Below are 18,338 nucleotides of genomic sequence, written 5' to 3'. Positions count from 1 at the left end.
GTCACCTGCCGTTGAACGCGTCGCGCAGGCGCGAGAAGAAGCCCTGCTGACCCGGCGCGAACTTGCCCGGCGGGCGCTCCTCGCCCCGCAGCCTGGCCAGCTCGCGCAGCAGGTCCTCCTGCTGGGTGTCGAGCTTCGAAGGGGTCTCGACGTTGACGTGGATGAGCAGGTCGCCCCGGCCGGACTCGTTGAGGCGCTGCACGCCCCGTCCGAACATGGTGATGACCTGGCCGGACTGGGTGCCGGGCCGGACGTCGACCTCCTCGGTGCCGTCGAGCGTCTCGACCGCGAGCACCGTGCCGAGCGCGGCGGCCGTCATCGGGAGCTGGACGGTGCAGTGGAGGTCGTCGCCGCGCCGCTCGAAGATCTCGTGGGCGCGCTCGACGATCTCCAGGAACAGGTCTCCGGGCGGGCCGCCACCGGGGCCGACCTCGCCCTCGCCGGCGAGCTGGATGTGGGTGCCGTCCTCGACGCCCGCCGGGATGCGGACCTTGATGGTGCGGCGGGTGCGCACCCGGCCGTCGCCCGAGCACTCCTGGCAGGGGTGGCGGATGATGGTGCCGAAGCCGCCGCACTGCGGGCACGGCCGCGAGGTCATGACCTGGCCCAGGAACGAGCGGGTGACCTGGGAGATCTCGCCGCGCCCGTTGCACATGTCGCAGGTGTCGGGGTGGGTGCCGGGCGAGGCGCCGGCGCCGTGGCAGACCTCGCACACCACGGCCGTGTCGACGACCAGCTCACGAGTGGTGCCGAACGCCGTCTCGCGCAGGTCGAGCTCGACCCGGATGGTGGCGTTGCGACCCCGGCGGGCGCGCGAGCGCGGGCCACGGGCGCCCGCGGCGGTGCCGAAGAAGGCGTCCATGATGTCGCTGAACGGGAAGCCGGCGCCGAAGCCCCCGGCGCCCGCTCCCGCGCCGGCGAAGGAGGAGTCGCCCCCCAGGTCGTACATCTGGCGCTTGTTCGGGTCGGACAGCACCTCGTAGGCCTGCGTGATCTCCTTGAACCGCTCCTGGGTGTCAGGATCGGGGTTCACGTCGGGGTGCAACTCGCGGGCGAGCCGGCGGTATGCCTTCTTGATCTCGTCCTGACTCGCGTCACGCCGCACCCCGAGGGTGGCGTAATAGTCGCTGTTTGCCACTTATCGACCTCTTATGATGCAGCCAGGATCTGGCTGACGTAGCGAGCCACCGCGCGCACGGCGCCCATCGTCACGGGATAGTCCATCCTGGTGGGACCCAGCACACCGAGCCGGGCGAGTTGGTTGTCGCCAAGACCGTATCCGGTCGCGACCACGGATGTGCCCTGGAGGTAGGGGTTTTCCGAGCCGATCCGTACGGTGAGGGCGGACGGGGTGTCGGGGGAGGTCTCGCCGAGCAGCCGCATGAGCACGACCTGCTCCTCCAGCGCCTCCAGCACGTCGCGCAGGCCGACGGAGAAGTCCGCTCCGGCCAGGTTGGCCGCGCCCGCGAAAACGATCTTTTCGTCGTACCGCTCCACCAGGGTCTCCAGCAGCACGGACAGGATCGTGGCGGCGGCCGGCCGGTCCTCCACGGGCAGCCGCTCCGGCAGGTCGGCGACCAGCTCGGGAACGCTGCTGAGCTGGCAGCCGTCGAGGCCGGAGTTGAGCACCGCGCGCAGGTGCGCGATGCGGGTGTCCTCCAGCGCCTCGGGCAGCTCGACGACGCGCTGCTCGACGCGGCCGGTGTTGGTGATGAGCACCAGCATGACGCGGCGCTCGCTCAGCGGCACCAGCTCGACGTGCCGGACGGTCGAACGGGTGAGCGTGGGGTATTGCACGACGGCCACCTGCCGGGTGAGCTGCGCGAGCAGCCGCACCGTGCGCATCACCACGTCGTCCAGGTCGACGGCGCCGGCCAGGAACGTCTCGATCGCCCGGCGCTCGGCGCCGGACAGCGGCTTGATCTGCGAGAGCCGGTCGACGAACAGGCGGTAGCCCTTGTCCGTCGGCACCCGCCCCGCACTCGTGTGCGGCTGGGTGATGTAGCCCTCCTCCTCCAGCGCGGCCATGTCGTTCCTGACCGTCGCCGGGGAGACCTTCAGATTGTGGCGCTCGGCCAGCGCCTTGGAGCCCACCGGTTCGTTGGTGGACACGTAGTCCTCGACAATGGCGCGGAGCACCGCCAGCTTCCGTTCGTCGAGCACGTGCTCACCTCCTGCCTCTGCCCGTAGGGAAAACGCGGTGCCTAGCACTCTGTGTTCCCGAGTGCCAAGTGTACGGCTCTCGCCCACAGGGTGCGATGACACCGGCTCCCATCCTCTTGCTAGCGTCTTACAAGCGACAGGCTTCACACTTGCGGACATGTCGGACGAAGCACAGCCCCCGTACGGGCCACCGCCCGGACAGGGTCCGTACCACCATCAGCCATTCCCGCCTCAGCCCGGATACGGCCCGCAGCCCGGCTCCCAGCCCGCATACGGGCCGCAGCCCGGATACAGTGGGCAGCCGGGATACGGCACGCCTCCACAGCCGTATGGTCCGCCGCCTCAGTACGGACAATACGGCCAACAACCACAGTTCCCACCACGAATCGATTCCAAAGCCATCAAACCCAGCTTGTGGTGGGTCGGCGGCGCCTGGATCGTGGCCGTGCTCTGCGGTGTCCTCGGCATCGTGCTCTTCGTGAACGGCGTCGCCGGCGGCGTGAGCGACCTCGCGCCCACCAAGACGTTCACCTCGGGGGAGAACGTCACCGTCACCGTGGACCCGGCCGACAAGCCCGCCGTCTACCTCTCCTCCGACACGCCGGTCACATACTCGTGCCAGATCGCCGGCGGATCGGGGCAGGCCAAGCTGGCCAAGACCAGCGGCTCGCAGACCGTCACGGTCAACGGCGTCGTGTGGGAGCAGATCCTCGTGGTCAACGCCCCCGCCAAGGGTGACTACCAGCTCACCTGCAGCAACGAGGGATCGGCCGCGGTCAAGTACGGCGTCGGCAAGCCGCTGTCGTCCGCCGCCGGCGGGGTGGTCGGCGGGGTCGTCGCGCTGCTCGCGATCCCCGGCGCGGGCATCCTGCTCGCGATCATCGCCACCATCGTGGTCCTGGTGCGCCGCTCCTCCGCGCGCAAGCGCCTTGCGGCCGCCGGGTGATTTGCTACGGTCCCCCCTGTGTACGACGGTGATGTTCTGGCGGGTAACTGGCGGCGGCCCGGCAAGGGCAAGATCCCGAAGGTGCCCGCCGAGCCGGACCTCGTCGTGGAGGACGCCGACAGCGGCTTCTGCGGCGCCGTGGTGGCCTGCGACAAGGAGGCCGTCACGCTGGAGGACCGGTTCGGCAGGCGGCGGCTGTTCCCGCTGGCGCCGGCCGCGTTCCTCCTGGAGGGCAGGCCGGTGACCCTGGTGCGCCCCGCGCCGGCCGCCGCCCCCGAAGGCCCCCGGCGCAGCGCGTCGGGCTCCATCGCCGTCGAGGGGCTGCGGGCCCGCGTGGCCAGGGAGAGCCGCATCTACGTCGAGGGCGTGCACGACGCCGCGCTCGTGGAGAAGATCTGGGGCCACGACCTGCGGGTCGAGGGGGTCGTGGTCGAATACCTCGAGGGCGTGGACCACCTGCCGGACATCGTCGCCGAGTTCGGCCCCGAACCGGGGCGGCGGCTGGGGGTCCTCGTGGACCACCTCGTCCCCGGCTCCAAGGAGAGCCGGATCGCCGCCGAGATCACCTCGCCGGACGTGCTCGTCGTGGGGCATCCGTTCGTCGACATCTGGCAGGCGGTCAAGCCGTCCGTGCTGCGCATCCCCGCCTGGCCCGAGGTGCCGCGCGGGGTGCCGTGGAAGGAGGGCGTGATCGCCGCCCTGGGCTGGCGCCTGGAGCCGGCCGACGCCTGGCGGCGCATCCTCGGCGCCGTCTCGACCTTCACCGACCTGGAGCCCGAGTTGCTCGGCCGGGTCGAAGAACTGATCGACTTCGTTACGGAGACATGATGAGCCAGGATCCCCACGCCCCGCCGCCGGACGACGACGCGACCCGGTACGTCCCGCCGTCGGCCGTCCCCCAGCAGCCGGGCTACGGCTACGGCCAGCAGCCGCCCTCCCAGCCCGGTTACGGGTACGGGCAGCAACCCCCATCCCAGCCCGGCTACGGATACGGGCAGCAGCCCGGCTCCCAGCCCGGCTACGGGTACGGCCAGCAGCCCCCGTCCCAGCCCGCCTACGGGTACGGTCAGCAGCCCGGTTACGGGTATGGCGAGCAGCCCGGTTACGGGTATGGCGAGCAGCCCCCGTCACAGCCGGGCTACGGCTACGGCCAGCAGCCGGGCTACGGCTACCAGCAGCAGTCCCCGCCCGGCTACGGCTACGCGAAGCCTCCCGGCGGCCCGTACGTGCCGGGCATGCACGGCCCCCGCCCCGGCACCGACGACACCACGATGGCGATGCTGGCGCACCTGCTCGGCCTGCTCGCCTCCTGGATCGGCCCGCTGATCATCTACCTGATCAAGCGCGACCAGTCCCCCTACGTCCGCGACCAGGCGGCGGAGGCGCTGAACTTCCAGATCACGATGTTCATCGGCTACGTCGTGGCGGGCGTCCTGTCGGTGGTGTTCATCGGCGTCCTGCTGCTGCCGGTGATCTGGGTGCTGTCGCTGATCTTCCACATCCAGGCGGCCGTGGCCACGAACAAGGGCCAGCGCTACCGCTACCCGCTCTCCATCCGGATGATCACCTAGACCAGCAGGTCGCGTACGAGGGCGTCGGCCAGCAGCCGCCCCCTCAGCGTGAGCACCATCAGCCCGGCCTTGAACGGCTCGGGCTCCAGCAGCCCCCGCGCCAGCGCGTCCGCCACCACCGGGCGCGCCCGCGGCGCCACGTCGCCGAGCGGGTAGCCGGTGACCAGGCGCAGCTCCAGCATGAGGCGTTCGGCCGCGCGGTCGTCCGCGTCCAGGACCTCACGGGAGTGGGCGGGCGAGACGCCGGCGGCCAGGCGCTGGGCGTAGGCGGCGGGGTGCTTGACGTTCCACCAGCGGGTGCCGCCCACGTGGCTGTGCGCGCCGGGCCCGGCGGCCCACCAGTCGCCGCCGGTCCAGTAGAGCAGGTTGTGCCGGCAGCGGGCCTGCTCGGAGGTCGCCCAGTTGGACACCTCGTACCAGTGGAAGCCGGCCTCGGCCAGCAGCTCGTCGGCGATGAGGTAGCGGTCGGCGGCCACGTCGTCGTCGGGCGAGGGCAGCTCGCCGCGCCGGATGCGGGCGGCGAGCCTGGTGCCGTCCTCGACGATGAGTGAGTAGGCCGACACGTGGTCGGGCCCGGCCTCGATCGCGGCGGCCAGCGAGGCCCGCCAGTCGTCGTCGGACTCCCCCGGCGTGCTGTAGATGAGGTCGAGGTTGACGTGCTCGAACCCGGCCGCCCTGGCCTCACGCACGGCCGCCGCCGGGCGGCCCGGCGTGTGCTTGCGGTCGAGCACCCGCAGCACGTGCTCGCGGGCGCTCTGCATGCCGAAGCTGATGCGGTTGAACCCGCCGTGGCGCAGCTTCTCCAGCGAGGAGGGATCGACGGACTCGGGGTTGGCCTCCGTGGTGACCTCGGCCCCCGGCCGCAGCCCGAACTCGGAGTCGATCGCCGCGAGGATCCGCGCGAGGTCCTCGGGCGGCAGAAGCGTCGGGGTGCCCCCGCCGAAGAACACGGTGTCCACCGGCAGCTCGCGCTCGCCCAGGACGCGCCTGGCGAGGCGCACCTCCTCCACGACCGTGTCGGCGTAGTCGCGCTGGGAGGCGCCGGGGCCGAGCTCGGCGGCGGTGTAGGTGTTGAAGTCGCAGTAGCCGCAGCGGGTCACGCAGAACGGCACGTGGACGTAGAAGCCGAACGGCCGCTCGCCGAGGCCGCGCAGGGCGCTGTCGGGCAGCTCGCCCGTGCTGGGCGCGGGGTCGCCGTCGGGCAGGGTGGATGGCACCCTTCCAGTCTGCCGGTCGTCAGGGGGTGGTCCCGCCTGCGAAATCGTTGACGCCCTGGTACGCGGGCTCTACCATCACGTCAACTTATAGGAAAGTTTCTTATGAGTTGACGGGAGTCGTCCGGTGAAGAAGAAGACCCTGATCATGCTCTCGCTCTTACTGGGACTCACGGCGGTCTCCGCGCCCGCCGAGGCCCAGACCCGCAGCGGCTTCAAGCGGGTCGCGTACTTCATCCAATGGGGTGTCTACGGCCGCGACTACCACGTCAGGGACGTGGACGTCAGCGGCGCCGCCGCCAAGCTCACCCACCTCAACTACGCGTTCGGCTTCGTCGACGCCGGGGGCTCCTGCTACTCGGCGGACCCGTGGGCCGACTGGCAGCGTCCGGTGCCGGCCGAGCAGAGCGTGGACGGCGTGGCCGACGCGCCCGGCCAGGCGCTCAACGGCAACCTCAACCAGCTGCGCAAGCTCAAGGCCAAGCACCCCGGGCTCAAGGTGCTGATCTCGCTCGGCGGCTGGACCGGGTCCAAGTACTTCTCCGACGCCGTGCTCACCCCGGACTCGCGCGCGAAGCTGGCCCGGTCCTGCGTCGACCTGTGGCTGCGCGGCAACCTGCCGGGGCTGGAGCCGGGCGCGGGCGCCGGCGTCTTCGACGGCATCGACCTGGACTGGGAGTGGCCCGGCTCGGCCGGAGCCGAGGGGAACGTCATCCGGCCCGAGGACAGGCGCAACTTCACGCTGTTCGTCGAGGAGCTGCGCGGGCAGCTCGACGCCTACGCCCGCGACGCCGAGCTCAGCGCCTTCCTGCCGGCCGCCGCCACCAAGATCGACGCCGGGTACGAGGTGCGCCGCGTCTTCAAGCAGCTCGACTTCGCCACCGTCCAGGGCTACGACCTGCACGGCACCTGGGAGCCGCAGACCGGCCACAACGGCAACCTCCTCACCGACCGCCGCGACCCGAACCCCGTCAGGTACAGCGTCGACCAGACCGTGCGCGACTACCTGTCGCGGGGCGCGCCCGCCCGCAAGCTCGTGATCGGCGTGCCCGCCTACGGCCAGGGCTGGACCGGCGTGACCGGCGGCGGCGACGGCCTCTACAAGCCCGCCACCGGCCCCGCGCCCGGCAAGTGGGCCGCCGGGAACGAGGACTACAAGGACCTGGTGAACAAGCCGGGCAAGCGCTACCGGGACCTGCTGACCGGGGCGATGTGGCTGTACGACGGCAACGAGTTCTGGTCGTACGACGATCCGGCGGTGCTGGTGCAGAAGGCGGCGTACATCCGGCTCAAGGGGCTGGGCGGCTCGATGATGTGGTCCATCGACCAGGACGACTCGCGCGCCTCCCTGACCTCGGCGTTGTACTCGGTCCTCCGCTGACACCCCGGCCGGGGACTCAGCCGGCCGGAGCCGCCGCGGGCTCGTCCTGCCCGGCGCTCCGGACCGGCGTCCCCAGGGTCCTCGCCGCCAGCTCGTCCCAGTGCGGGTCGCGGCCCGGCAGCGTCAGCACGCGCCGCAGCGCGTCCCCGTCGCCGTGGCGGGCCAGGAACCAGTCGGAGATCGTCACCCTGTGCCCGGGCCGTGCGACGATCGCCACCTCGTCGCCCGCCCCCACGTCGCCGGTCTCGATGACCCGCAGGTACGCACCCGGCCGTCCCGCCTGGGTGAACCGCCTGACCCACGCCGGCTCGTCCATCCAGTTGCGGAACACCACGCACGGCACCCGGGGCCTGGTCACCTCCAGCAGCGCGCCGCCGATCCGCCACCGCTCGCCGATGACGGCCCCGTTGACGTCGAGCCCCGCCGTGGTGAGGTTCTCGCCGAAGAGCCCGTCGCGCAGCTCCCGCCCGAGCCGTTCCTGCCACCAGTCGTAGTCCTCCCTGGCGTAGGCGTAGACCGCCTGGTCGGAGGAGCCGTGGTGCTTGTGGTCGGCGCGCTCGTCGCCGGCGAGCCCGTTGAGGAGCACCGGGACGCGGTGCCCGGCGGGCCGCTTGTCGATCGCGGTCCGTCCGAGCCTCCCCGACCACTCAGCCGTCACCGCGACGCCGACATTTACCGAGATGATGCGCATTCCTGAACGGTAGCCGAGCTTCCTGTCGCGAGCGAGTCCGTGACACAACGATGACAGGGCGCTGACGAGGCGCGGACATGATCAGCCGACAGTGGTGGGGCCGTGTCCCGCTGCCGAGAAAGGCTGATCGATCGTGGCCCGACGCATACGTGTGGCCGTGCTGGCGGGCGGCCCGTCCGCCGAGCACGAGGTGTCCCTCCAATCGGCGCAGTCCGTGCTCGCCGCCCTGCCGAGGGATCGGTACGAGCCCGTCCCCGTCATCATCGACCGCGACGGCGGATGGCCGGTGGACCTGCGGCGCGACGTGGCGGACGTGGTCTTCCCCGTGCTGCACGGCCCGTACGGCGAGGACGGCGTGCTCCAGGGGCACCTGGAGACGCTGGGCATCCCGTACGTGGGGTGCGGCGTCCTGGCCTCGGCCGTGGCCATGGACAAGGTCGCGATGCGGCGCGCGTTCCTGGCCGAGGACATCCCGGTCACCCCGTACGTGTGGTTCAGCGCGCACGAGTGGCGCACCGCCACCGACCACGGGGAGCTGGTGAAGTCGCTCGACTGGCCGATGTACGTCAAACCGGCCGGCCTGGGCTCCTCCATCGGCGTCTCCCGCGTCACCGGCATGGCGGAGCTGCGCGCGGGCGTGGAGCTGGCGCTGGCCCACGGCCGGACGGTCGTCGTCGAGCAGGGCGTGACCGCGCGCGAGCTGATCTGCGGCGTCCTCGGCGGCCACGACGACCCGGAGGTCTCGGTGCCGGGCGAGCTCATCGTGCCCGGCGACTGGCTCGACTACGAGGCCAAATACCTCAGCGGGGCCGAGATCGCCACCATCCCCGCCGTCCTGCCCGAGCGGGTGGCCGGAGAGGTGCGCGAGCTGGCCCTGCGCGCCTTCCATGCGATCGGCGGCTACGGCCTGGCCCGGGTCGACTTCCTCCACGAGGAGGACACGGGACGCCTGTACGTGCTGGAGATCAACACCATGCCCGGCTTCACCTCCAGGTCCGTCTACGCCAGGGCCTGGGCCGCGAGCGGCGTCCCGTACCCGGAGCTGCTGCGCCGCCTCATCGACCTCGCGTTCGCGAGGAGCGGCTCGTGATCCCGATGACGCTGGACGAGATCGCGCGGGCCTGCGGCGCCAGCCCGCACGATGTGTCCGACCCCGTGGCGCTGGTGACGGCGCCCGCGGCGGTCGACTCCCGCGAGGTGGCGCCCGGCGGGCTGTTCGCCGCGACGGCCGGCACCCGTACTGACGGTCACGATCACGCGGCCGCCGCCGTCGCGGCCGGGGCCGTGGCCGTGCTGGCCGCGCGGCCCGTCGGCCTGCCGGCCCTCGTGGTGGACGACGTGCGGCTCGCGCTCGGCCTGCTGGCCAGGGAGCTGCTGCGGCGCATCAGCCCGACGGTGATCGGCCTGACCGGCTCCGTGGGCAAGACCACCACCAAGGACCTGCTGGCCCAGGTGCTCGAACGGCACGCGGCCACGGTCGCCACCGACCGGTCGTACAACAACGAGCTCGGGCTGCCGCTCACCGTGCTGCGCGCCGACGCCGCCACCCGCCACCTGGTGCTGGAGATGGGCGCGAGCAGGAAGGGCGACCTGACGTACCTGACCGGGATCGCGCCGCCCCGCATCGGGCTGGTGCTCAACGTCGGCACCGCGCACCTGGAACGGATGGGGACCGGGCGGGCCGACGTGGCCGAGGCGAAGGGCGAGCTGGTCGAGGCGCTGCCCGCGGACGGGTACGCGCTGCTCAACGCCGACGATCCGTACGTGCTGGGCATGGTCGGCCGCACCGAGGCCCAGATCCTGCTGTACGGCAGGTCGCCGCGGGCGCGGGTGCGCGCCGAACGCGTGCGGATGGACGATCGGGCGCGGACGGCGTTCGAGCTGGTGACGCCCTCCGGCCGCGCCCCGGTCGCGCTCGACCTCATCGGCGAGCACCAGGTGAGCAACGCCCTGGCCGCGGCCGCCGTGGCCACCGCGCTCGGCCTGGACGCCGCCGAGATCGCGGACGGGCTGACCGCCGCCCGGCGGCGCTCCGCGGGCCGGCTGCAGATCACGGAACGACCCGACGGCGTCACCGTCGTCGACGACGCCTACAACGCCAACCCCGAGTCCATGCGGGCCGGGCTGCGCGCGGCCAAGGCCCTGGCCGGCGCCCGCCGTACCGTCGCCGTGCTCGGCGGGATGGGACAGCAGGCGGACGCCTCCCGCGCCCGGCACGCGGAGGTGGGCCGGCTCGTCGCCGGCCTCCGCTTCGACGTGCTGATCACGGTCGGCACGGGCGATCCGCTCGCGACGGCGGAGGCGGCGCGGTCCTCGGGCGTGGCCGTCCACGCCGTCGAAGACGTGACAGAGGCGATCGAGCTGGCCACCGCCCTCCTCGAACCGGGCGACGTGGTGTTCGTCAAAGCCTCCAGCGAGTACGGGCTCGGCGCCTGCGCCAGGGCCCTGGCCACCGCAAACCAGTGAAACGGAGTTCCATGCGCGCCATCGGCCTCATCGGCGGGTTGAGCTGGGAGTCGACGGTGATCTACTACCAGATCATCAACCAGCGGGTACGCGAGCGGCTCGGCGGCAGCCATTCCGCCGACAGCCTCATCTGGTCGGTCGACTACACGACCGTCGAGGACCTCATCTTCGCCGACCGCTGGGACGAGGTGAGCGCGCTGCTGGCCGACGCCGGCCGGAAACTGCAGAGCCTCGGCGCCGGCGTCCTGCTCGTCTGCAGCAACACCTTCAGCCGGGTGAGCGACGACGTGGCGCGCGCCGCGAGCGTGCCCGTGCTGCACATCGCCGACGTCGTGGGCGCCGAGGTCCGGGCCAGGGGGATGCGCAGGGTCGGCCTGCTGGGCACCCGCTTCACCATGGAGCAGCCCTTCTACCGGGACCGGCTGGCCGCCCACGGCTTCGACGTGGTCGTCCCGCCGCGGGAGCAGCGGGAGCTGGTCCATCGCGTGATCTTCGACGAGCTGGTGCGCGGGGTGCTCAGGGAATCGTCCAGGGACGCGTTCGCCCGGATCATCGCCGGCCTCGCGGCCCGCGGAGCGGAGGGTGTCATCCTCGGCTGCACGGAGATCGAGCTCCTGATCACCGAGAAGGACACCCCGGTTCCGCTGCTGCCGAGCGCGCGGCTGCACGCGGAGGCCGCGGCCGGCTTCGCCCTGAGCGGCTAGTTCCCGATGACGTGGCCCGCTAGTTCCCGATGACGTGGCCCGCGCCCGGATGCGGCCGTCGTGGTGGTGGCGTGCCGCCGCACTCCGGGCGGTGCTCGAAGTGCCACCATTCGTTGTCGTACAGGCGGTAGAGGTCGTAGCGGGCGCCGTGTTCCTCCAGCCACCGCGCGCCCTCATGGGGACGGACGTCCAGCGCGACGCCCTTCACGTGGCCGGACTCCGCCGGCGGCAGCACGAGCATGCGTGCCGAGGCCGGGGAGCCGGAGCGGCGGACCTCCTCGTCGAACATCCGCTGCTGGACGGCGGGGTCGCGGTAGCCCGAGGTGAGGCCGATGAGCTGGCGGTGCCGCCAGAGCGCCTCGGTGCGCGCCGCGGTGAACGCGGCCCTGGCGCCCTCGGTGAGCCCGGTCAGGTCCTCGGCGGGGAAACGCATCGCCAGCACCCAGCCGCAGGCCAGCTCGCGGGCGTGGCCGGGACGGCGGACGAACGCCACGGGCAGCAGCAGCACGGCGAGCACCAGCGTGACGGCGGCGTACAGCCGGTCCCGGGGCCGAGGTGGGATGGTGCGTGGTTCGTTCATGGCGAACTACGATTGGCGCCGAATGTGCGCGCGTCGTCAGCCGTATGTCACCGTTCGTCGACGCGTTCGTCGACGGGGACCCCCGCTCGTGCGACCGTGACACAACCATGACATGGCGCTGACGGGACGAGGACACGACCGGCCGACAGTGGTTGGGGTCGGCCGACGGGCGAGTTACGGAGTGTGCGGTGAAACCCGGGGGCATGTCGCGAATACTGCTCATCGAGGACGACCCGGCCGTACGGGAGGGCCTTGAGCTGGCACTGTCCCGGCACGGCCACTGGGTGCGCGCGGTGGAGTCCGGCGAGCAGGGGCTGGACCGGCTGCGCGCGGACGTCCCCGACGTCGTCGTGCTCGACCTGATGCTGCCCGGCATGGACGGGTTCGAGGTCTGCCGCCGCATCAGGGCCACCGGGAACGTGCCGATCATCATGCTGACCGCACGCGGCGACGATATGGACGTGGTGGCCGGGCTGGAGTCGGGCGCCGACGACTACGTGGTCAAGCCCGCGCAGCCCAGGGTGCTGGAGGCCCGCATCCGCGCCGTGCTGCGGCGGATCGGCCGCGAGCAGGCCGAGCTCGAACGGCACGGCGACCTGACCATCGACCGGGCCGGGCTGGTGGTCGACAAGCGCGGCGTGCCGGTCAGCCTCGCCCCGACCGAGCTGCGCCTGCTGCTCGTGCTCTCCAGCACGCCCGGCCGGGTGCACAGCCGCCAGCAGCTGCTGGAGTCGGTGTGGGAGCACGGCTACTTCGGCGACTCGCGGCTGGTGGACGCGTGCGTGCAGCGGTTGCGCGCGAAGATCGAGGACGACTCGGCGGCGCCCGTCTACGTGCAGACGGTGCGCGGGTTCGGCTACCGGTTCGGGCCGGTGTGAGCCCGCGGTGGCGCCTCGACCGAGCCTGGGGCTGCGGGCCCGGCTGCTGTTCGCGTTCGCGCTGCTGTGCGTGGTCACCGCGGCGGCGGTGGCCGGCGGGAGCTACGTCCAGGCCCGCAACGCCATCCTGGAGCGGACCCAGGACGCCGCGGTGCAGGCGCTGACCAGCCGCCTGCAGGCGCTCTACCCGCTGCCGACCGCCACGCCCGGCCAGGAGCAGCTCAACAAGATCGCCGCGGCCGCGGCCGAGCAGTCCGGCTTCTCGGTCGCCTTCTCGGTCGCCTTCTACGGCGAACTGCACTCGCCGGTCCCTCCTCCTCCACCCCCGCCGCCGGGGCGCGGCCCGGGTCCGGATGCCCGGGCGCCGGTTCTCTCGGTGATCTCGCCCAAGCTGCGGCGGGTGGTGGCCGGCGGCCGTACCGCGTGGCAGCGGGTGCAGTGGCAGGACGGGCCCTGGCTGATCGTCGGCATGCCGCTGCTGGTCTCCGAGCCAGGTCTCGGGCCGCCGCGGCCGTCCGGCATCGAGGTCTACGCCGCGCGCAGCCTGCTCGCCGAACAGCGCAGCATCGACGAGCTCGCCACCCGCGCCTGGCTCACCGGCGGGGCGGCGCTGGCGTTCGCGGTCGTCCTCGCGTCGCTGGCCACCCGCGGCGTGCTGGGCCCGGTACGCGAACTCGGCCGGGCGGCGCGCCTGCTGGGCGAGGGCGAGCTGCGGACGAGGATCGAGGTCCGCGGCTCCGACGAGCTGGCCGACGTGGCGCGTACGTTCAACAACACCGCCGCCGAGCTGGAACGGCACGTCGAGCAGCTGCGCGCGATGGAGGCCGACGCCCGCCGGTTCGTGGCCGACGTGTCCCACGAGCTGCGCACCCCGCTGGCCGCGCTCGCCGCGGTCGCCGACGTCCTCGACGAGGAGGCGGCCCGGCTGCCCGAGCCCGCCGCCAGGGCCGCCCGGCTGGTCAGCCAGGAGACGCACAACCTCACCGGCCTGGTGAACGACCTGATCGAGGTCAGCCGGTTCGACGCCGGCGTCGCGGCCCTCGCGCTGAACGACATCGACGTCGCCGAGCTGGTGCACGCGACCCTGCGCGCCCGGGGCTGGCCGGAGCGGGTGGAGGCCGAGCTGCCGTCCGGGGTGACGGCCCGGCTGGACCCGCGCCGGGTGGACGTCATCCTCGCCAACCTGGTCGGCAACGCTCTGCGGCACGGCGAGCCACCGGTGTCGGTGCGCCTGTCCGCCGACCCGGAGTGGATCGAACTGCAGGTCCGCGACCACGGGCCGGGGCTGGACGACGCGGTGCTGCCGCACGTGTTCGACCGCTTCTACAAGGCCGGCGCGGCCAGGACCAGGTCCGAGGGCAACGGCCTCGGCCTGGCCATCGCCCGCGAGAACGCCCGCCTGCACCAGGGAGACATCACCGTCACCAACGCCGAGGACGGAGGCGCCCTCTTCACCTTGCGCCTGCCCCGCCGATCCTCCGATCCGGAGGAGGACCCGGCATGAGAACCCGATCCGCCGCCCCCGGGCCGCCGGATACCAGATCCGGACGCAGGCCCGGAGTAAGGACCTGCTGCGCCGCCCCCGCCCTGCCTGGCATCCAACCCCGACGGAGGCCCGCTATGGGGACTCGGTCCACCGCACCTGTCCAGCCGGACTCCGGACGGAAGCCCCAGTATGAGGACCGCTTCACCGCTCCCACCCCGCCGCACATCACATTCGGACGCAGGCCCGGCGTGAGGACCCGTTTCACCGCCGCCTCCCTGCCAGCAGGCAACCCCGACGGAGGTTCGGTGTGAGGACTCGGTTCGCCCGGCGCGTGTTCGCTGCGGACTTCGTCGGGCTCGTGGTGGGCTTCGTCGCGCTTGTCGCCGTGGCGGGGTGTGGCGTGCGGCCCAGCGATGTCATCCTCGCCGGTGATCCGCCGAGCGGGCCCGTCCAGCATGCCACGACGGTCACCCTCTACCTGGTCAAGGACGGGCGGCTCAATGCGGTGGCGCGGCCCGACGGGCGGCTGACCCCGGCGGACACGCTCGCGCTGCTGGCCGCCGGGCCCACGCCGAGGGAACAGGCGCACGGGCTCACCTCCGAGGTGCCGCCCGACGCCGGCCCGTTCTCGCTGACCGCCGGCCCGGCCGGCCAGCTGGTGGTGACCCTGTCCGCTCCGGCCGGCGAGCTGTCGGCGCCGGCCGTCGACCAGATCGTCTGCACAGCCGCCGCCACGATGCGGGGCAGCTCCGCACAGGTCACCGTGGTCGGCGCCGGCCGGAGCATCGGCCCCCGGACTTGCCCGTCCTCGCCTCCTGACGCTGCGGACGGGCCGAGACGGCCGCCCTCTACCGCATCCCCCCGCCCGAGTTGAGCTGCGACTCGTCGTCGAACCCGGCGAGCTGTAACAAGGTCTCCAGCGCCGCCTGCCGCGTCTCCTCGACCGAGCCGCCCCGCTCGCCGAAACACTCGGCCGCCACGTCGAGCAGGGCCGTGACCACCGCGGCGTCGGGATAGGGCACGTCGACCAGCACGGTGCCGTCCGCCCCCTCCTCGCTCGCCGCAGGGTCGAGATGCCGGCTCAGCAGCCGCCTGGCCTCCTCCGCCACAGCGACCCCCAGCACCGCAGCACGCTCGAAGCGCTCAGAAGCAATCATGCCGACCTCCAGTCGCACAGGTGTTCGGAACAGAAGGTAGACGACCGCACCGACAGAATCGCCTGTGCGCACGGGGATCTGGCTAGGCTCGAACGGTGGACGAGCCGATCATCAGTGTCGAGAACCTCACGGTCGAGCTCGGCGGCAACCCCGTGCTGCGCGAGCTCACACTGACCGTGTCACCAGGCGAGATCGTCGCGGTCGTGGGCCCGAACGGCTCCGGCAAGTCGACGTTGCTCCGCACCCTCGCCGGGCTCCAGCCGGCCTCGGGCGGCGAGGTACACGTGTTCGGGGCCCCGCCGGTGGACGACGCGGCGTTCTGGCGCAGGGTGGCGCATCTCGGCGACGAGCCCGCCTGGTACCCGGGGCTGACGGCGGGCGAGCATCTGGAGCTGATGGCGGCCGTGCATCCGCGTGCCCGGATGGACGCCGGGACCGCGCTGGAGGTGTTCGACCTGGTGGAGCGGGCGGACGCGGCGCCGCTCAACCTGTCCACCGGGCAGCGGCAGCGGCTCGCGCTGGCGGCCACGCTGCTGAGGCCGAGCAGCGTGCTGCTGCTGGACGAGCCGGAACGCGGCCTGGACCTCGCGTTCCGGCTGCGCCTGGCGGAGTTGCTGACGGCGTACCGGGACGAAGGCGGCACCGTGGTCATGGCCACGCATGATTCCGGCCTGGCCGCGCACGGGCGGCTGATCTCACCGGCGGGGATGGCGGCATGAGCGGGGACGGCGTGAGCGCGGGTGGCGGCGTCGGCGCTGGCGGCGGCGTCGGTGCTGGTGGCGGCGTCGGCGCTGGTGGCGGCGTCGGCGCTGGTGGCGGCATGAGTGTGGGCGGTGGCGTGGGTCAGGGGCAGGGGCAGGGTGGTGTGCGGGCGGTGCGCGGGTTCCTGCGGGCGCGGAGCCGGACCCGATCGACGTCGCTCGACCGGTACGTCACCCTCTTCTGCCTGCTGATGTTCGCCGCCGTCGCCGGGCAGCCGGTGTCGGAGCTGCTGACCGACCTGGCCGGGACGGCGGGGGCCGTCGAGCCGGCCCGCTTGGGGGCGGGGGTGGCGCTGCTGGCGCTCGGGCTGGCCGGGTTCCTGGCCGTGGCTCGGGCCGCCGGGCCGGTGATGATGACGGCGCCGGACGCGTCCTGGCTGCTGCTGTCGCCGTTGGACCGCAGGCAGGTGCTCGGGCGTACCGGGCGGGCGCTGCTGATGGTCGCCGTGGCGGCGGGGCTGGTGCTCGGGCTGGGGCTGGTGGCCGTGCTGGGCGCGCCGGACCAGCTCGCCTGGCGGGTGCTCGGCGCGCTGGTGCTCGGGGTGTCGGCGAGCGTGGGGGCGATGGCGCTGGCCGTGCTGGCGCGGGCGTCCCAGTCGTGGCAGGTGTGGCTCGTCGTGGCGATGATCGCGCTCCTGGTGGTGGCCGTGGTGGCGGTCAGCGGCCAGGCCCGTACGGTGCTCGCGATCGCCAGCGGCGCTCCCCTGACCGCCGTGGCCGTCGCCGCCTCGCTCGCGGCGGCGGGCTCGGCCCTCCTGGCGTGGCAGGCGTGGCGGGCGTTCGGCCGGATCCCGGCTCGGGAGATCGCCGCCGCCTCCACGCGGGGCGGGCACGTCGCGGACGCGGCCACAGGGGTCGATCCCAGTGCGCTCACCTGGATCGCCGAGGACAACCACTGGCGGGGCAGGAGGCTCAGGTCGCGGAGGTGGCCGGCGCTGCCCGCGGCGTTCGCGACCGCCTGGCAGGACTGGCGGCGGCTGGCGCGGCGGCCGGGGCGGCTGGCGTTCACGCTGGCCACGGCCGGGCTGCCGGCCCTTCTGGCGCAGGCGGGCGGCGCGCCCGGCATGCTCGGGGCGGTGGTGCTGGCGGGCGGGCTGGCGGTGGCGGCCTCCGCCGCGACCGGGGCGCGCCGCGACGCCGCCAACCCGGCCCTGGCCCGGCTCCTCGGCATCGGCCACCGATCGACGCTGGCGGCGCGTGCGGCGCTGCCCGCCCTGCTCGCGGCCCTCTGGACGTCGGCCGCCCTCGCGGGCCTCACCCTGACGGCCGCGCCGCCGTCCCCGGCCCCTGCCGTGGCCCAGGCGACGAGCAGCGCGGCCCCGGTGGCGGGCATCCCGGCGCACCAGGCGAACGCCGCCGGACCGGAAGCGAGCGCCGCAGGAGCGGGAACGGGCGTCCCAGAGCACGGACCGAGCGCCGTCGTACCCGGAGCGGGCGCCCCAGGGCACGGGCCCGGGACGGGCGCTCGCGAGGCGAGTGTCGCGGGGGGCGGCGAGGGCGTTGCCGTGGTGGTGTTGTTCGGGGTGTTGGCGGCGCCAGGGCTGGCGGCCGGGGCGTTGCGGGTGGTGCGGCGGCGGCCGGTCGATCATTCGCTGCCCGTCATCGACACGGGCGCGGGTCCGGTCCCCCTCGGTCCCGTCCTCTGGGCGGTCACCGGGCTCGACCTGGCCCTCGTCGGGTGCCTGCCCGCTCTCCTCGCGTTGTCCACCGCTCCCCCGCAGCCGGGCCCGTACCTGGTGGCCCAGGCTGTGACGGGGGCGGCGGCGCTGGCGGGCTACGTCCTGCGGGCCGGCAGGGCGACGTAGACGTAGCTGGGCACGCCCCCGTACGGGATCGCGCGGTCCCGGCGCATCCCCGCGCGCTCGGCCACGCGGAGCGAGCGGGTGTTGACGTCGCGGATGACCGCGACGACCGTCCCGAGCGGGCCGCCGACGCGCAGCGCCGCTCTGACCAGCTCCACGGCGTACCCGTGGCCCCAGGACATCGGATGGAATCGGTAGTAGAGGTTGAGCACCTCGGCGCCGTCCACGACGGCGTGCCGGAGGCCGCCGACGCCGATGAGGTCCGGTGACGTCAGCGGCCGGGCGGCCCAGTAGCCGAGGCCGCGTTCGGCCCAGTCGGCCAGCCACAGGTCCAGCATCGCGCGGCTGGACTCCAGGTCCGGGGACGGGCCGGCCGGGTTGTACACGCTGGTACGCGGATCGGAGTGAAGCTCGTGCACGGCCTCCAGGTCGTCGGCCGTGACGCGAGATAGGAGCATTCGCGCCGTTTGCACCACTTCCATGGTTCCAGCGTAGCCCCTACTATCGAAAAGCAATTGATACCGATCGAGGAGCGATC

The 18,338-nt window shown here is 73.1% G+C and carries 19 protein-coding genes; 12 read left to right on the top strand and 7 right to left on the bottom strand.

Features of this window, described 5'->3' with window-relative positions; genetic code table 11:
• Position 1: 1 nt before the first annotated feature.
• Positions 2-1,138 (bottom strand): molecular chaperone DnaJ, encoded by a 1,137-nt coding sequence (dnaJ, locus tag AC27IY_RS23385; RefSeq protein WP_344204866.1) that lies wholly within the window; start codon positions 1,136-1,138, stop codon positions 2-4.
• A gap of 11 nt (positions 1,139-1,149) precedes the next feature.
• Positions 1,150-2,163, bottom strand: coding sequence for a heat-inducible transcriptional repressor HrcA (gene hrcA, locus AC27IY_RS23380; RefSeq protein WP_344204867.1), 1,014 nt, complete (start codon positions 2,161-2,163; stop codon positions 1,150-1,152).
• A 412-nt stretch (positions 2,164-2,575) separates the two neighbouring features.
• Here hrcA and AC27IY_RS23375 point away from each other — a divergent pair, with 412 nt between their 5' ends.
• From AC27IY_RS23375 to AC27IY_RS23365, 3 genes are read left to right on the top strand one after another with little or no spacing between them, the layout of a single operon-like run.
• Positions 2,576-3,109, top strand: coding sequence for a hypothetical protein (locus AC27IY_RS23375; RefSeq protein ID WP_487179165.1), 534 nt, complete (start codon positions 2,576-2,578; stop codon positions 3,107-3,109).
• An 18-nt stretch (positions 3,110-3,127) separates the two neighbouring features.
• Positions 3,128-3,937: a DUF3097 domain-containing protein gene (locus tag AC27IY_RS23370; RefSeq protein ID WP_344204870.1), complete on the top strand. Its 810-nt coding sequence runs from the start codon at positions 3,128-3,130 to the stop codon at positions 3,935-3,937.
• A complete protein-coding gene (locus AC27IY_RS23365) occupies positions 3,937-4,680 on the top strand; it encodes a DUF4870 domain-containing protein (protein WP_487179164.1) in 744 nt (247 codons plus the stop codon). The genes AC27IY_RS23370 and AC27IY_RS23365 overlap by 1 nt, the downstream gene beginning before the upstream one ends.
• On the opposite strand, the gene hemW is transcribed toward AC27IY_RS23365, so the two are convergent.
• Complete coding sequence (gene hemW / locus AC27IY_RS23360) at positions 4,677-5,897, bottom strand: radical SAM family heme chaperone HemW (RefSeq protein WP_487179163.1); 1,221 nt, start codon at positions 5,895-5,897, stop codon at positions 4,677-4,679. The genes AC27IY_RS23365 and hemW overlap by 4 nt on opposite strands.
• A 124-nt stretch (positions 5,898-6,021) precedes the next feature.
• On the opposite strand from hemW, the gene AC27IY_RS23355 reads away from it, so the two are divergent.
• Positions 6,022-7,275 carry a glycoside hydrolase family 18 protein gene (locus tag AC27IY_RS23355; RefSeq protein ID WP_487179162.1) on the top strand — a complete coding sequence of 418 codons (1,254 nt, stop codon included), beginning with the start codon at positions 6,022-6,024 and terminating at the stop codon, positions 7,273-7,275.
• A 16-nt stretch (positions 7,276-7,291) separates the two neighbouring features.
• Here AC27IY_RS23355 and AC27IY_RS23350 read toward each other — a convergent pair whose 3' ends face one another.
• Positions 7,292-7,966 (bottom strand): MOSC domain-containing protein, encoded by a 675-nt coding sequence (locus AC27IY_RS23350; RefSeq protein ID WP_487179161.1) that lies wholly within the window; start codon positions 7,964-7,966, stop codon positions 7,292-7,294.
• A gap of 133 nt (positions 7,967-8,099) precedes the next feature.
• Between AC27IY_RS23350 and AC27IY_RS23345 the strand changes: the two genes are divergently transcribed.
• Genes AC27IY_RS23345 through AC27IY_RS23335 form a run of 3 tightly spaced genes read left to right on the top strand, consistent with a single transcriptional unit; the run spans position 8,100 to position 11,136 of the window.
• Positions 8,100-9,056, top strand: coding sequence for a D-alanine--D-alanine ligase family protein (locus AC27IY_RS23345; RefSeq protein WP_487179160.1), 957 nt, complete (start codon positions 8,100-8,102; stop codon positions 9,054-9,056).
• Positions 9,053-10,432 (top strand): UDP-N-acetylmuramoyl-tripeptide--D-alanyl-D-alanine ligase, encoded by a 1,380-nt coding sequence (locus AC27IY_RS23340; protein WP_487179159.1) that lies wholly within the window; start codon positions 9,053-9,055, stop codon positions 10,430-10,432. Before AC27IY_RS23345 ends, AC27IY_RS23340 begins: the two co-directional genes overlap by 4 nt.
• Positions 10,433-10,443: 11 nt before the next feature.
• A complete protein-coding gene (locus AC27IY_RS23335; RefSeq protein ID WP_423473330.1) occupies positions 10,444-11,136 on the top strand; it encodes an aspartate/glutamate racemase family protein in 693 nt (230 codons plus the stop codon).
• A 19-nt stretch (positions 11,137-11,155) separates the two neighbouring features.
• Here AC27IY_RS23335 and vanY-N read toward each other — a convergent pair whose 3' ends face one another.
• Positions 11,156-11,716, bottom strand: a complete 561-nt coding sequence (vanY-N, locus tag AC27IY_RS23330; RefSeq protein ID WP_371251139.1) for a D,D-peptidase/D,D-carboxypeptidase VanY-N — start codon at positions 11,714-11,716, stop codon at positions 11,156-11,158.
• 203 nt (positions 11,717-11,919) lie between these two features.
• Here vanY-N and AC27IY_RS23325 point away from each other — a divergent pair, with 203 nt between their 5' ends.
• The 3 genes from AC27IY_RS23325 to AC27IY_RS23315 all read left to right on the top strand — a co-directional run bounded on the left by AC27IY_RS23325 (position 11,920) and on the right by AC27IY_RS23315 (position 14,954).
• Positions 11,920-12,594, top strand: a complete 675-nt coding sequence (locus AC27IY_RS23325; RefSeq protein ID WP_364451137.1) for a response regulator — start codon at positions 11,920-11,922, stop codon at positions 12,592-12,594.
• A 7-nt stretch (positions 12,595-12,601) separates the two neighbouring features.
• Positions 12,602-14,098 carry an ATP-binding protein gene (locus AC27IY_RS23320; protein WP_487179158.1) on the top strand — a complete coding sequence of 499 codons (1,497 nt, stop codon included), beginning with the start codon at positions 12,602-12,604 and terminating at the stop codon, positions 14,096-14,098.
• Between the two features lie 289 nt (positions 14,099-14,387).
• Complete coding sequence (locus AC27IY_RS23315; protein WP_487179157.1) at positions 14,388-14,954, top strand: GerMN domain-containing protein; 567 nt, start codon at positions 14,388-14,390, stop codon at positions 14,952-14,954.
• Here AC27IY_RS23315 and AC27IY_RS23310 read toward each other — a convergent pair.
• Positions 14,929-15,237, bottom strand: a complete 309-nt coding sequence (locus tag AC27IY_RS23310) for a hypothetical protein (protein WP_344204886.1) — start codon at positions 15,235-15,237, stop codon at positions 14,929-14,931. The two genes, AC27IY_RS23315 and AC27IY_RS23310, sit on opposite strands and share 26 nt — an antisense overlap.
• A gap of 95 nt (positions 15,238-15,332) precedes the next feature.
• Here AC27IY_RS23310 and ccmA point away from each other — a divergent pair, with 95 nt between their 5' ends.
• Positions 15,333-15,956 (top strand): heme ABC exporter ATP-binding protein CcmA, encoded by a 624-nt coding sequence (ccmA, locus tag AC27IY_RS23305; protein WP_423445226.1) that lies wholly within the window; start codon positions 15,333-15,335, stop codon positions 15,954-15,956.
• Complete coding sequence (locus tag AC27IY_RS23300; protein WP_487179156.1) at positions 15,953-17,803, top strand: DUF6297 family protein; 1,851 nt, start codon at positions 15,953-15,955, stop codon at positions 17,801-17,803. Before ccmA ends, AC27IY_RS23300 begins: the two co-directional genes overlap by 4 nt.
• Here the strand turns inward: AC27IY_RS23300 and AC27IY_RS23295 are convergent.
• Positions 17,773-18,282, bottom strand: coding sequence for a GNAT family N-acetyltransferase (locus AC27IY_RS23295; protein ID WP_371251146.1), 510 nt, complete (start codon positions 18,280-18,282; stop codon positions 17,773-17,775). The two genes, AC27IY_RS23300 and AC27IY_RS23295, sit on opposite strands and share 31 nt — an antisense overlap.
• Positions 18,283-18,338 lie beyond the last annotated feature (56 nt).

The organism is Nonomuraea sp. B208, from assembly GCF_057536035.1.
The sequence above is the reverse complement of the archived record's forward strand: the minus strand, read 5'-3'. Positions and strand labels throughout refer to the sequence as shown.